Genomic DNA, 15,037 nt, shown 5'->3' on the forward strand with positions numbered 1-15,037 from the left:
TGATTGTTTTTAATTTGACAAGAAATCAATAAAAATATTGAATTTATATTTTATCTTTTTTACTTTTTTTCTCATCTTTTGCAACCAATACAGTTATTGTGCAGTTACTTTGAACATTGAGCATACTTGTAATAGGATCTATGAGAGGTTCTATACTTAATAGTAAAAATATTCCCACAGCAGGAGGGATTCCCAGGGGGGACAAAACAATGCCAAAAGTCGTTGCGCTTAAAATAGCAGGACCTGCAGTGCTTGCTATAGAAGTAGCGAGGCTTGTAAAAAAGAGTGTTGCAAGGGAATTCATTTTAATAGGTATATGGTAAAGATTCATTAAAAATATGGCAATGGTGATACTTCTAATCATAATTCCGGGTTTAAAAATACTTGTTCCTAAAGGCATTATCAGTTCTACATTTTTTTTATCAATTTTGAACTCATTGGTTAAGGCAAGCATGGCCGCAGGCATAGCGGCAAAGCTGCTCGAGGTGCCAAAGGCAATTAAATATGCATTTTTTAGTTTTCTCATCACATGCAGAGGATGAATTTTTCTTTTTTTTGATATAATAAATAAAAATATAAGAAACATAATTATTACTATAATATATATAAGTGCTATTAAATCAAATAAAGATTTTAAAGTGTCATAGCCAAGATTCGAAATAAAACCTGAAATAAGGAAAAAAATTCCAAAAGGAAGTAAATATAAAAGGATATTTACAATTTTCATAAATGCTAAAAAAATGCCATCAAAAAAAGAGATAGCAACAGCGACATTGGGATGATTTGTCACACCAAGTGCTATGCCTAGTAATATTGAAAATATTAAAATTGATATATCTTTTCTTTCATAAATAGAACGAATGATATTTACTGGTAAAATATTTTGCACATAGGAAAAAAAATTATCGCTTACTATTATATTATTTAAATTTTTAAGAGTGCTTTCGGAATTTCCAATGCCATTATTTAATAATTGAATTGTTGCTGAACTTAAATTTGACCCGGGAGAAATAACAAAAGATAAAGTGACAGATAATACGGCAGTAGAAATCATAATAACTAAATATAATATAGATAATCTTTTTAAATAATAAATCGAGTCACTATTGTGAAAAATATTATAAAAACCACAAATTATTGCAGTCATCATTATGGGAATAACAGTAATCTGTAAAAGATCAAGATAAATATCTCCAATAAAATGGGTATTATGAGCTACTTTAGGATAAAAAATACCATATATTAAACCTAAGCTCATGGAAATTAAAATAGTCCAGTGATTTAAAAGAATATCTTTAAGTTTATTTATCATTTTTTTCTCTTAAATATTTAAATGTAAGTAACTTTTCTTTTCCATCTGTTTTCATTCTTTTAATATATAAATTTATCCAATATGCCAAATTGGGACTTTTCCAATTTAGAGCAATGGAAATGGGATCGATGGAATCGCTCACAATTTTTTTTCTTACGTAAATATTTGCTAATTTTTTTGTTTTAATGACATTATTAGCGTAGTTTTCATCGGTATAAACACCAAATATTTTACCTGAAATAACATCAGAAATAGCATTGTCTAATGAATCGTACTCAATAAATGAAATGTTTTTATAATTTGTGTCAAAATAATTTATATTTTGTTTAGCATAATCATTATAAGAGGAATGACTTAATAACGCAATTTTGAAAACTTCAGGGTCAATTTTAACTTTATTATTTACTTTTACTTCAATAATACGATTTAAGATAAGACATTGATTAGGTAATAAATAGGGATCGGAAAATCGAACGGTAAGTCCCCTTGCTAAGGTAGCACTAATGGAACCCATAGCAATATCGGCGTGTTCATTCTCTACGAGCTTAACCACATCTTGAAATGTAGACGCGTTTCTATTGTATTCAACATGGACACCTAAGTTTTTTGCAATGTCTTCTGCAATTTCAATATCAAATCCCTCAAGTTTGTTATCGTTTGTTTTATAAAAAAAGGGTGGTAAATCTACAGAGTTTATAGCTACTATAAGTTTACCGCGCGTTATTATTTTTTTTATATCGGGAGGAATTTCTGCATTGGCATGAAAGTGAAAGAAGACACTATAAAATGCGACAAAAAAGTTAATTAAAAATAGAGAGAGTTGAATCTTTTTTTTCATAAATGACCTTGTTTCAGATTTGCAATATGCTAAAAAATAATAGCAATATTTACAAATTTTAATACATTCAATTTTACCTAGGTTAAGCCAAATTTTTGAAAAATAGAAATGGAAATAATTTCCTTATTTTATTTTGACAAATAGGCTTTCTGTTGCCTGCTGCTGATGCCATTTTGACTTTAAACTGTAAAAAAAGACGAGAGATAAAAAGGGGGCAATGTGGCCATAAAGTATTCCGGTCCACAGAAAGCAGCAATTCTATTGCTCGCATTTGGCGAAGAAATTTCGGCGGAAATTTTTAAGCACATGACAGAATTTGAAATCAAACGCATTGGTAGTGCCATGAGTCGTCTGGGGCGTGTGGACAGCGATGCGATTGATATGGTCATGGAAGAGTTTTATCAAATATTGCAATCAAATAAAAAATACTTTTTAGGTAGTAATGACTTTACTAAAAGATTAATTGAATCTGCCTTTAAAAGTGATCAAGCCAATGCGCTCATTGATGAATTGTCTTTAACATCTAATGCCAATTTAGAATCTCTTGAATTGATTGATCCCAAAACATTGGCTAACTTTTTACGCTCCGAACATCCGCAAACCATGGCATTAATTTTAGCTCATTTAGATCCTAAAAAATTTGGTGAATGTTTAAAAATTTTACCAGAAAGTTTGCACACGGAATTGATTTTAAGAGTTGCCAGTTTAGAAAGTGTTTCTCCGGAAATTATAGATGAAATTGATGATGTTCTTAGAAGTGAAATTCAAAAGTTAGGTAACGTAACGAGTTCGAAAGTGGGTGGAATCGATCCTATTGTTGAAATGCTTAATCTTATGGATAAAGCAACAGAAGAAAATATTTTGGATAGATTGGAAGAGCGCGATCCCGATCTTGCAGAAAATATTAGAAAACTCATGTTCGTATTTGACGATCTTATTAAGATTGATGACAGAGGTATTCAAACTGTACTGAGAGAAGTGAAACCAGAACAACTTAAATTAGCATTAAAGACGGCTTCTGAAGGTGTGAAAGATCTTATTTATAAGAATATGTCCCAAAAAGCGGCGGAAAACTTGAAAGAAGAAATGACCATTGCAGGGCCTGCTAAAATTTCTGATGTAGAGCAAGCGCAATTTGCCATTGTGCAAATTGCCAGAAGATTAAATGATGAAGGTAAAATCGTTATTTCTGCCAGTGGAGAAAATGCTTTAGTTTAATGAGGTGTTTGTGGGGAGTCGAGTTGGTAAACTTGTTAAGAAAAATGACAAAAAAGTCATGAGTTTATTAGATATGGAAAGTTATCCTTGGCTACACTTTAGTGAGCAAGGAATTGTATTTCCCGATAATGTAAAAAAATCTGTTATTTTAGAAAAAATGCACGATCCCTTAGAAATTAAAGAAAAAGTTACAAAACCAAAAGATTTTGATAATCTTTTAGTCAAAAAATCTGTTCCTTTATTACCTCGAGATATGACGGAAGATTTTAAAAAAGGGCAACGCGAAATGTTGCGTCGTCGACGCCGTACTTTATTGGACGAAGAAGAAGCTATGGCGCTTGAATTAGCTGAAATGGAAAATCAAGAAATAGAAAAAAAAATCAAATCAAATGTAAAGAAAAAAAAGGAAGATGATAATAAATTAAATGCAAATCAAGTAAATAAAATTGAGGATCAAAAACAAAATCAACAGGAAAAAATGAATCCCACTTCTCAAACTACAACAATGGAATCCTCTTCTTCACAAAATCATTCAGAGCCTATAAAACAAGAATTAGATGAAGAAAAAATAAAAGAAAAATATGAAAATGCTTATCATGAAGGTTTTGGAAAGGGGCGTCATGAAGGTTTTGAAAAGGGAGAAATAGAAGGAAAAGAAGAGGGATATAAAAAAGGTTTTGAGGAAGGATCTACTCAAGGTTATCGCAATGCTGAAGAACGAGGGATGGTTGCTGTTGAAACAAAATACGATCGTGCTTTTGCAAATATTTCAGAAGCCGCCTCTAAAATGGAACAGTTAAAATCTTCCTTATTAATGGAAGGAAAGGAAATATTTTTAGAATTAGTAAAATTATGTTGTGAAAAAATAATTAGAGAACAAATAAAAAATAACGATTCTTCATTAACAAATTTATTTGATGAAGTGGTTAAAGCATATTCAGCAAGTACTTCTATCACAATTCAAATGAATCACGAGGATGCGCAAAGAATTAAAAAGCATATCGAAAATTTAAATGAAGGATCAAGAATTCAAATTAAGGAAAATTCATCATTACAAAGCGGTAGTTTTCATGTGGAAAATGAAACTGGAGTTTCTATGGTAGATATTGAAAAAAGCGTCGATAATATCATTAAAAATTTAAAGTCTGAAATTTTTAATGATCAAAAAATTGATAAAAAAGAAGAGAATTTAAATAAAGATTCAGAAATTAAAAAGGTTATATAAACCATGTTTTCAAATCACGCGATTTCAAGATTAAAGAAACAAAGAGAAAATCCAAGTATAAACAATTTACATGAAAAATTTGGGAAAGTCGTCCAAGTTGTAGGAACTGTGATTGAAGTGACTTTATCCGATGTGCCCTTGGGCGCTCTTGTCCGCATTTTTAATAGAGAACGTACTTTTTCTATTGAAGGAGAGGTTGTTGGTTTTCGTAAAGAAAAATCACTCGTCATTCCCTTTTCTGATCCTGTGGGTGTTTGTGCCAATTCCCTTGTCCAATGCATCGATCGCGAACAAAAAATTATGGTGGGTGATCACCTCATTGGGCGCATAATTGATGGTTACGGGCGTCCTATGATTGGTGAAGAATTTGGTTCCCATCAGGGCATTCCTTATTCCATCGTGCGTGATCCTCTCAATCCGCTCATGCGGCGTCGGATTAAAAATCATTTTGATACCGGAGTGCGTTCGATTAATGCCTTACTTAGTTTTGGGGAGGGGCAGCGCGTCGGCATTATGGCGGGATCAGGGGTTGGCAAAAGTGTGCTTATGGGAATGATATCTCGCTTTTCCGACGCCGATGTCAACGTGATTGCTCTCATTGGTGAACGAGGTCGCGAAGTACGTGAGTTTTTAGAAGAGAATTTAGGAGACGAGGGGCTTAAAAAGAGTGTTGTTGTTGTCTCCACGGGTGATCAGTCTCCCTTAAGTCGTGTGCGGGCGGCTCATGTGGGAACAGCAATTGCAGAGTATTTTAGGGAACAAGGTAAAAAAGTACTACTAATGATGGATTCTTTAACCCGTGTGGCTATGGCGCAAAGAGAAATTGGTTTGTCCGTGGGTGAACCTCCTACGACAAAAGGTTACACACCTTCTGTATTCTCTTTGTTACCTAAATTATTAGAGAGAGCAGGTAACAGCAATTCAAAAGGATCACTGACAGGGATTTATACGGTATTGGTAGAAGGTGATGATTTTAATGATCCCATTAGTGATTCTGCGCGCAGTATTTTGGATGGACATATTAATTTGTCGCGTTCTTTGGCGGAAAGAAATCATTTTCCTGCCATTGATATTTTATCTAGTGCCAGTCGTGTAATGCTTGATATTACGACGGAAAGTCATTTAAAAGAAGTCGGAGTTTTAAGAGATCTCTTAGCAGAATATCAAAAGAATGAAGATTTAATTAGCATCGGAGCTTACAATCCTGGGATGAATCAAAAACTCGATCGCGTTATGAAAATTCTTCCCAAAATTGAATCTTTTTTAAAGCAAGATCGTTCCCTTGTCTGTAACTTTAGTGATTCCTTAGGTTTATTGCATGAATTGACACATGAGGTTGAATAGTGACATTTCAATTTACTTTGCAAAAAATTTTAAATCTGAGGGAACAGGAAACAGAAGATGCAGAAACAAAAGTGGAGTATGCAAAAAAAATAATTTTTGAATTAAAAAAAATGATTCATGAAGAACGAGATCTCTATTTTTCAGACAGAGATGATCTTAATAAATATGCATTGCAAGCACAAATTCACAAAGTAAAATTGTTTGAAAACTCATTAAGATTAAGACAGGATCGTATTATGGAGTTGCTGGATAATTTGCGTACTTGTCAGTCTGATTTAGAGGTTTATCAACAAGCCTTAATTCAATGTCGCCGAAATCAAAAAATTCTCGAAAATTTAAAAGATTTAAAACAAAAAGAGTATTACAAAGTTGAAAATCGCAAAGAACAAGCTTTACTCGACGAGTTGGGCAACCAAAAATTTGTTCGTATGCAAATGCAAGAAAAGGATGATGAATGAAATACCTTCTAATTCTTTTGTTAAGCCTAAAGTTTTTTTTAAATCATCAGGTTTTATTGGCACAAAATTTACCCGTAATACCTAAAGGAGATTTGAGCACTTCCGAATCTATGCGCATCCGTGATGAACTGGAAATGCTAAAACAAGACATTGAACAAAAACTTGTGAAGCTGGAAGAAGCAAAGAAATCTTATGATTTGGCCAGACTAGATGTCGATGCCCGTTTAAAAAAAGTGGAAGAAGAAAAAAGGTTACTTGACGAAACCCTACAAAAAGAGAAAAAACTGAAGGAGGATAGGGTGAAGAATGCTGTGGAGTTTGTTTCAAAAATGGAGCCCCGCAAAGTCGCTCCTGTTATGGACGCCATGGATAGGGATTTGGTTATCGTTTTATTAAGCAAATTACCTCCTAGACAAGTAACAAAGCTCCTAGAAAATTCAACACCCGCAAAAGCGACACAATTTTTGGAGTACTATACGCGCATCCGCTCTGGCAGAGAATTTGAAATGCTCAGAGAGCTTGGCCTATGTGCGCCTTATAAGGATAAAAATGAAGAAAAAGGAAAATCCCCGCCGTAATTCGAGTCATCCCCAAGGCTATAGGCATTCGGATCATACGCGCCAACGTTTTTTTATTTCAACATCACGTGGTTTTGAAGATATTTTAAAAGATGAATTAGAGGAAATTTGTTCAGAATATCAAATAAAAGGGAATATTTGGAAAGGTTCAGCAGGTTGCTATTTAGAATCCGCTTGGGATGGTTGCATTGCCGCCAATTTGGCTTCCCTTTGTGCCAGTCGCGTTTTGCTTGTTTTAGCAGAAGATGAAGTTTCCCAGGAAGAGGATCTTTATCATTTGGCGCGCACAATTCATTGGCCCGATCTTTTTTCTAAAAATTTGACCTTTTCTGTGAATGCGTCATTGAATGACACCTTTGTGCGCAATTCCATGTTTGTTGGGTTAAAAGTTAAAGATGCCATTTGTGATTCCTTTCGTGACCAATTTGGCGAACGTCCCGACGTTAATACCGAAAATCCCGATGTAAAAATATTTGTCCGTTTATTTCGCGATAAATTTAGCATATCCGTCGATACGACGGGAGTCCCTCTTTCCCAAAGAGGTTACCGCGTCGAGACCGTGGAGGCGCCTTTAAAAGAATCTTTGGCTTCATCTCTTTTGCGCATATCGGGGTTGCATCTTTTAGCAAATAGCATTTGGAATTCATCAAATCCCGTTTATTTTGAAGATAAAGAAACACGATTATTAAAGGAACAGTCAAGAGAAACTAAAAAACCTCAAATTCTTCTGTCACCTTACATTTTAGATCCGATGTGTGGTTCGGGAACATTTTTAATCGAAGCAGCCTTATTATTGTTACATTGGAAACCAAATGTTCATCGTAATGATTTTGCATTTATGGACTTATGTCCTCAAAAATCTCAAGAAATGAAAGCGGCATTAAAGAATCTTAAAACAAAAATCTTGGCAAAAGAAAAATCCTTAACGGATTTAATTATGCGTATTCAAATGTATGCAGAGAAAAATAATATAAATTTTAATTCAAATATTTTATCACCTTTTCATGGAAGCGATATTTCGGAAAGAAATATTGAAACGGCACGAGAATGCGCAAAGGTCGCAGGTTTGAGTAAATTGATTAACTTTACAAAAAAGAACGCCTTCGATGCCCAACCGCATGCATCTCAGGGTATGCTCATTGTCAATCCACCTTACGGTGAGCGTCTTGAGGAGGGTGAAGATCTCACTCCCCTTTATCAAGGCCTTGGAGATCTTTGGAAACAGCAATTTCCTCACTGGACAGCTTGGATGATTACGGGAAGTGAAGAAGGAGCAAAACGAGTGGGCTTGCGTCCTTCAAGAAAAGTTGCGGTCTACAATGGAAGTATTCCGTGCAAGTTTCTACAATACGTTATGTACCCAAGAAACCCAAAAGTTTCAGAATAAACACTTTTGGGAACTTTTCCTTTTACAAAGGAGACACCCTTCGTGTCCGACAAATATTCCGGTTATAAAGAATACCGTGTCATGTACATTGGTGAAGAATCTTTAATTGCATCTTTAAAAGTAGATTTTATTAAAGCAGGGGCAAAAAATACTTCGCCTTTAAAGCCCAATTCCTTTTCTGTTTCCTCTTATTTGATTCGACGTTTGGCTGTTGCTGCAAATTCATTTCCAGGTGCTACGGTTAATTTTTATACTGATGTCTATGAGCTAGCCAGAGAACTTCCTGTATTTGATGCCGATTTAATTATATTAGATGAACGAGAACTCAATAATGATTTTCACTTTAAAGATCTAGTGGATCGTTTTGTACCAAAAGAGGAAAAAGAAGAAGACAATCAAGACACAGAAGTTTTGCATTCTTCACAAAGTGCAAAGGAACAAAAAGAACAAAAAATTCCTGTGAGTTTTGAAAGCTTAAAATCGGCTATTGAAAAATTTACACCCCGTGATTTTATTTATACTATGCGCCGGATTGTTGTTGTGTTACCTCGTTCTGCCCGAAAAACCAACCGTGAATTTTATTTAAGTCTTGCCAATATTCGTGCGGTTATTACCGATCCATCCGATTCCGTAGAATTGTTTTTGGCAGCGACGCGGCAACTTTATGATTTTAGACAAAATCATAAAAAAACAAGTATCTGCATCTCGGGTGGAGGTCTTGAAGGTTATATTTATTCTATTGGAGTAATTAGCGCCATAGACAGCTGTTTGCTTGATAAGGAAACAGGAGATTTTGATATTTTTTGTGGTGTTTCTTCAGGAGCTATTGTGGCAAGCACTTTAGCTATGGGAGTTCACTCAGAAGACCTCGTAAAACAAATATATCGTAAGCATACCAGTCTTGAACCACTGGGATTAAACACGGTTTTTGATTTAGCAGGTTCGGAAATTGCTAAGCGCTTTTTTGATGTTGTTCGTGCCTTTTCGACATTTGATTCCGGTGAATTGATCAGCCGATTGCAGCATTCTGTGCCAACTGGTTTTTTTAAGGGAGAAAAATTAAAAAAGTTTTTTGAAAATCAAATGAGACATTTTGGTGTTGAAGATAATTTATCAACATTAAAAAAAGAATTATACATTAACGTAACAGATCAAGATACAGGTGAAAATATTGTCTTTGGTGAAGAACCTTGGCGAGATATAAAAATCAGTCAAGCTATTCGCGCCAGTACAGCTCTTCCTCCGTTTTATTTACCTGAATTAATAAAAGGCCATTGGTTTACAGACGGGCAATTAACAAGTTCTTCAGATTTTAATACAGCTATTCGTAAGGGAGCATCCTTAGTCGTGTATATCGATCCTATGGTACCTTATACTAGTAATTTACCTGGAGCCGTCATGAAAAAAGGTGGTTACTTTACCATGGTGCAGGCTGTAAAAAGTCTTGTGCAAACCAGATCAAGTTCGATGTTAAAACATTCTATGGACAATCATCCCGATGTTGATTTTGTTATTTTCAAGCCCACAGATGAAGTTATGGAAGCTATGGCAGGAAATCCAATGAAATATTATATTCGAACAGAACTTGTGGAGTTAGGTTTTCGCTGTACGATTTCTCAAATTCTTTCTTCCTATGATGCCATTGCTCATAAATTTGCAAAGCATGGTTTTGCTTTAAAATCAAAAAATATGATTTCTTCACTCCTCAACTGACAAATTTCCCACATATAATTTGCCTATAGGTAAGTTTTGTTACCTCAATCCAAACTTTCTCTTTCCGATATAAACTTTGCATAGGGAAAAATAATGTGTAGAGGTTTTGAATATGGCAAACTCACGTCTTAAGAAGACAGAATCGACAAAGCGTCATCAACATGAACCCGTCGAGGAGACACCCCCTCAAACTAAAGAGGAGCCGTTTCTTGATCATTCTGCAGAAGATGAGTTGACAAGGAAAAGAAAACTGATCCTGACAGGAATTACAGCCGGAGTGGCTGTGGCGGGTGCGACGGCAGCAGGATTATTATTTTTGGGGCCGTACTCCCCTTTTGGTGGAAAATCTCCAGAAAAACAAGATAATATAATTCCGAATCCAACTCCGACTCCCCCTCATGTAGAGGACAAATCAGCCGTGCAAGTCACTCCACCGCCCGTTGTCGCTGAACCTTCACATCCTGCTGTTGTCGCTGCTCCTGCGCCTCGTGTGAAAGAGCATGTCGTACAAAAACCAGTGGAATCAGCACCAACACCGTCTGCGCCATCCATAATTGCTGTGGTTCCTCCTCCAGCCGTGGATAGCATTGAGAAGCCTAAAAAACAAAAAGCGCCTAAACCTTTGATAGCGCCTACAGAATCGTCGGGACCTTTGTCATACAACTATGATATTCAAGATGGGGGGCCCATTGTTCAGCTTCCCTCTCAGAAAAAAATTCTTGTTTCGAGGGACCCAAGATTTAATAAAATTTATTTAAATGGAAATTCAAGTGCCACAGGGCAATATCGTATTTCAATTCCACCACCAGGCGATATTTATTGGAAGGAAGCTGGAAAACCGGCACATAAAATCACCATACTTCCTCCCACTTCCAGTGGTTTGAGGGCGGATTTTCCTCCCCAAATGAAGATAAATGATTCTTTAACCTGGTCAGCAACCGGAAAAGTTTCATTTTATCGTATTGAAGTTGCCAGTGATCAGGAGTTTTTAAATCGGGTTAAAGTGTACAGCACAACCAAAACAACTTTTCCTGTAGGAAATATAGGATTAGGAAAATGGTTTATCCGAATTTCTTCTTTAAATTTACAAAGTGGGACTTGGGACTCTACGAAAGTATATCCCATAAATATTGAAGATGTTCCTAAGCCTGTTCCTACGGCTTCAGTAGCTCCTGAGCAAGCAGCTCCCGATGCTTCTCAAAATACGGGCGCAGATGCTCCGCAAGAAGAGCCTAGGGCAGATGCAAGCGAGGCTGCAAAAATTGAGAATAAGGATGCCCCTGTTACTCCTTCAGCTGAAAGCACTGAGGCAAAACCTGTTGAACTAGTTAAGCCTGTAGAGGCTACAGTCCCTGATGCGCCTTCTCCCCCAACGGCTCCCTAGTGGGAGAGTTGATTAAATTTGAGGGTTTTTATTCGAATGTCACTTGCAATCTCATAACAGGCGGGTGATTTTCGGAATTTGTTACTTTTCGAATCAGTATGGTTGCTTCATCTTTAAATGGTGTGGTGGGACATTTGTTTCCTTTTCTATATACTATCGCTCCATAATTTTCTAATATAAGTCCACTTTGACACTTGGGTTCTTCAATAAATGCATATTTATAGTGTGAATTACTATCTAATAAATGTTCAATGTCTTTGTAAACATATTGATTCGCAATTCCATTTTCATCAAGATTTATAGTAACAGGTATTATGGGGGTTGAGTTAACTAATTCAATATCAACAATTTTGTTTGCAACATATTTTTTAATTTGAATAGTAATAACTTTAAAATGACTATTATGTTTTCTGACACGAACTTTAAAACTGTCATTTTCTTCATTTTTTTTATCATATTTTTGATATGAAATAATGTAACGACCCTCCATAACAGCTCTGCCAAATTTGGGTTGTTCAATAATTTCGAAATCCAAATCATTTACGTAATCTCTTCTAAATTTATTGTCGAAATAAGTAAAACCATCTTTATTTTCTAGTTCATCTCTGTACAATGAATTTGATACATGTCCTAAAGCATCGAAAAATAATTCACTGTTAAACATTCTCTCATCAAGCTCTTCAAATTTGAATATCTTTGCATGAATTTCATGGTCATTTTTATCATCAACTATTGGCGTTTTTTTATTATCACTAATAGAAACGACCGCTGTTACATTAGATTTATCAGTTGAACTTTTGTCTTCATAGCTAATTTCACCATTTTGATTTACGGAAAAGACTCCTTTTTGAGGGTCTTGTTTTTTAATATAATTATAACCGCTTGCTGCTGTTCTTTGATGATTTTCAAAAAGCTGCGTTGTTAAGGTATCACCCACAAAAAAGTAAAAATGTTCTTGTGAGTTTCGGAATATTTTTTTCAATTGCTCTGAATTATGCTTTCTAATTTCGATTTGATTGCTATCAGGAATAAATGAAAAACTTGCACTTTGCAGAGAACCTTCGCAATATAATTTACTTTGGTCATCAAACATACAGTTGGTATTAGCGTGCTTATTATTATCTTGCTTAAGATTTTCTAATGAATGATTTAATTTTAAGATTGTTGATGATTGTAATGGTAATGTTACTTCTCCAAAACAGCCAAAACGTGCTTGAGAATTTTCAAACTCGGAACTTGCAACAACATTGCAATTATTAATTATAAAACCATTAATTTGCAATTTGGAATTTAATATCTTTTGAATAGATTCTAAGGAATGAGATAAATTTGAGGTGTCTAAAGTGATATATTGAAAATTATGATTTTCATGCTGATTTAAGTAAGAATAATTTTTTGAACCATTTATTAATTCTTTAATAAATTCTTGATAATCTAAGTTAATTTGACTATTATTAGATAGATTTTCAAAAATATTATCATATCCTTTTACATTATTTTCTTGAATCATTTTTAAAATATTTTGAAATATTTCAGGATTTTTAAAATGTAAAAACAAAACTATGCCATAGCTTTGATTATAAAATTCATGAATAGGAATGGTTTTTGAAGTTGAGTTGATAATTTCTTTTATAGGTCGAATGGTTTGATTTTTAAGATTCTCGACAATAGGCGCACGAATTTGAACACCTTTTGTCTGTGTAGCACCTGCAAAAAACTCAGCAGATCCTTCTTCAAACCAAGACATTCGGTTCCATTTTCCATCAAATAATGTGGTTCTTCCGTGAATACCATCCATGAGATATCTACCATTTAAATAATGAACATATTCGTGGCGAACTCTGTCAGTCACTCCAATATCACCGCTATAAGTATAAAAGGAACCAATGGACTCAATATAAATACCACCATCTTCAGCATTGCTTAAATCACTAATATAAGACTTGTATTTCATATATTCATCATATGATTTATAGAGAAAAATTTGCAACCTCTCATTGGGATCGTTGTTTCTAGAATTTAATTTTTGAATGGTATTTTTATAAACGGACTCTATCTGTTTTATAGAATGATAAAGACCATCGATTTCTTGTTTGCTGAGTGATGTGTGGAAAATAATTTTTCCTTCATCATATTTAAAAGAATTTTGGAATAATGTTTTATTTAAAATTGATTTAGAATCACAAATATTTTCGCCATTTTTATCTATGAATTCTTTACAATTATTTTCAGTCAAAATATTGTATTGTGATAAAGCATTCACTGCTTCCATCCAGTAAGCTGTCGGGCTTTCTAATTTATTTATATCTTTACGTTCTGTTCTTAAGATTAAATTTTTTAATACAGATGTAATATTTTCGCGATGATGTTCGTATCTTAAAAAGCGTCCTAATTCACGGACATAATTTTTTTGTAGTTCAGGAGAAAGAGTGCTTTTATTTTCTATATTTTCAATACTGTTCACGATTTGTATTAAGTTTTTTACAATTACATCTGATTTTATATCTATATTGTCTTTGTTTTTTTGCCATATTTGTCTATTTTTATTAAAATAAATTCCTCCTGCATCATGTGAAGCTGCTAAAGCTCTTTGAATGGATAAAACAGCTTCATAAAGAGGACTTTGATCTGTGATATTCAAAAACTCTGAATTTTGAATCACATATTCAATGAGTGGCAGTGATGCCTCAAAAGTTTTTGCGGAGTGAATTAAATCAAACATTTGCTTTGATAGATTTTTAAAATCTTCATCTCTATTATTTAAATGCTTTCCAATTAAAGCATTTGCAAAGCGATGAACTAAACTTCCAATAATATTTTTAAATTCATTTTTTGAATGATAATCAGGAATGTATTCTGAATTAACAGATTGTAGGAAAAATCCAATATTTAAAAATGTAACTAAATTAAGAAGTTTTTTAAAATCTTTTTCATTAAATTGTGTAACTTCATAATTCGCAGTTTTAGTAACAGCAAGCATAATATCTTTATTAAAGATTGTTTTTATTTCATTTGGAGATGAAAATTTTACTTTTGCTAAACATGAAGTTTCTAATGAAGAAATATGATTAATAAAAGATATTTTCCTCATATTCTCATTTGAATTTTTATTTTCTTCAATTTCTTTTAAATCGATGTGGGTCAACATGTCAGAAATAATTTTTTGTGAAGAATCGTGGCAATAAGCAATTGTCTCATCAGGAGATTTTTGAGGAGAGGCATGAGATAACGAAGGGAGATTTGATAATATCATAGAACTAGCTAAATATCTAATACTTTTATTAAATTTTTTTTTGGAAATGATACTCATGGCAAACTCCTTGTAAAGATAACCATTCAATCTTTTGAATGTTAAAAAAATTCATTAAATTAGCTAAAAAAAAAAATCAATTTTTAATTAAAATTTTTTGTTAATAATGGAAAAATGATTGTTTTTTTATTGAAAAAATAATAAATAATTTTAAAATTATAAATTTGGTGGTATTTATTAATAAATTTTAGATTATGGATTTCTTAGCGCTTAATTTTTTGATTGTGTTTTAAAATATAAATTGTAGATTAGCATTGCCCTAAACATAGG

11 protein-coding genes are annotated in these 15,037 nt (G+C 33.7%); 8 read left to right on the top strand and 3 right to left on the bottom strand.

All coding sequences use genetic code 11. The features are described from left to right. Positions 1-43: 43 nt before the first annotated feature. Together AXG55_RS05650 and AXG55_RS05655 are read right to left on the bottom strand one after the other, a co-directional pair. Complete coding sequence (locus AXG55_RS05650) at positions 44-1,312, bottom strand: dicarboxylate/amino acid:cation symporter (RefSeq protein ID WP_148697154.1); 1,269 nt, start codon at positions 1,310-1,312, stop codon at positions 44-46. Continuing rightward, on the bottom strand, positions 1,302-2,150 hold the full coding sequence (locus AXG55_RS05655) for an ABC transporter substrate-binding protein (protein ID WP_148697155.1): 849 nt from the start codon (positions 2,148-2,150) through the stop codon (positions 1,302-1,304). The genes AXG55_RS05650 and AXG55_RS05655 overlap by 11 nt, the downstream gene beginning before the upstream one ends. A 219-nt stretch (positions 2,151-2,369) precedes the next feature. Here AXG55_RS05655 and fliG point away from each other — a divergent pair, with 219 nt between their 5' ends. The 8 genes from fliG to AXG55_RS05695 all read left to right on the top strand — a co-directional run bounded on the left by fliG (position 2,370) and on the right by AXG55_RS05695 (position 11,457). Continuing rightward, a complete protein-coding gene (fliG, locus tag AXG55_RS05660) occupies positions 2,370-3,368 on the top strand; it encodes a flagellar motor switch protein FliG (RefSeq protein WP_148697156.1) in 999 nt (332 codons plus the stop codon). A 10-nt stretch (positions 3,369-3,378) separates the two neighbouring features. Beyond that, positions 3,379-4,593, top strand: a complete 1,215-nt coding sequence (locus tag AXG55_RS05665; protein WP_148697157.1) for a FliH/SctL family protein — start codon at positions 3,379-3,381, stop codon at positions 4,591-4,593. Positions 4,594-4,596: 3 nt separating this feature from the next. Beyond that, positions 4,597-5,937 (top strand): FliI/YscN family ATPase, encoded by a 1,341-nt coding sequence (locus AXG55_RS05670; protein ID WP_148697158.1) that lies wholly within the window; start codon positions 4,597-4,599, stop codon positions 5,935-5,937. Continuing rightward, positions 5,937-6,395, top strand: a complete 459-nt coding sequence (fliJ, locus tag AXG55_RS05675) for a flagellar export protein FliJ (RefSeq protein WP_233231408.1) — start codon at positions 5,937-5,939, stop codon at positions 6,393-6,395. The genes AXG55_RS05670 and fliJ overlap by 1 nt, the downstream gene beginning before the upstream one ends. Beyond that, positions 6,392-6,973: a MotE family protein gene (locus AXG55_RS05680; protein ID WP_148697160.1), complete on the top strand. Its 582-nt coding sequence runs from the start codon at positions 6,392-6,394 to the stop codon at positions 6,971-6,973. The genes fliJ and AXG55_RS05680 overlap by 4 nt, the downstream gene beginning before the upstream one ends. Beyond that, positions 6,945-8,360: a THUMP domain-containing class I SAM-dependent RNA methyltransferase gene (locus tag AXG55_RS05685; RefSeq protein ID WP_148697161.1), complete on the top strand. Its 1,416-nt coding sequence runs from the start codon at positions 6,945-6,947 to the stop codon at positions 8,358-8,360. Before AXG55_RS05680 ends, AXG55_RS05685 begins: the two co-directional genes overlap by 29 nt. 42 nt (positions 8,361-8,402) lie before the next feature. Then, positions 8,403-10,073 (top strand): patatin-like phospholipase family protein, encoded by a 1,671-nt coding sequence (locus AXG55_RS05690; RefSeq protein WP_148697162.1) that lies wholly within the window; start codon positions 8,403-8,405, stop codon positions 10,071-10,073. 112 nt (positions 10,074-10,185) lie between these two features. After that, positions 10,186-11,457, top strand: coding sequence for a hypothetical protein (locus AXG55_RS05695; RefSeq protein ID WP_148697163.1), 1,272 nt, complete (start codon positions 10,186-10,188; stop codon positions 11,455-11,457). A gap of 28 nt (positions 11,458-11,485) precedes the next feature. Here the strand turns inward: AXG55_RS05695 and AXG55_RS05700 are convergent, their stop codons facing one another. Continuing rightward, positions 11,486-14,767, bottom strand: coding sequence for a collagenase (locus tag AXG55_RS05700; RefSeq protein WP_148697164.1), 3,282 nt, complete (start codon positions 14,765-14,767; stop codon positions 11,486-11,488). Between the last annotated feature and the right edge of the window lie 270 nt (positions 14,768-15,037).

Source organism: Silvanigrella aquatica (genome assembly GCF_001907975.1).
Taxonomy (GTDB): domain Bacteria; phylum Bdellovibrionota_B; class Oligoflexia; order Silvanigrellales; family Silvanigrellaceae; genus Silvanigrella; species Silvanigrella aquatica.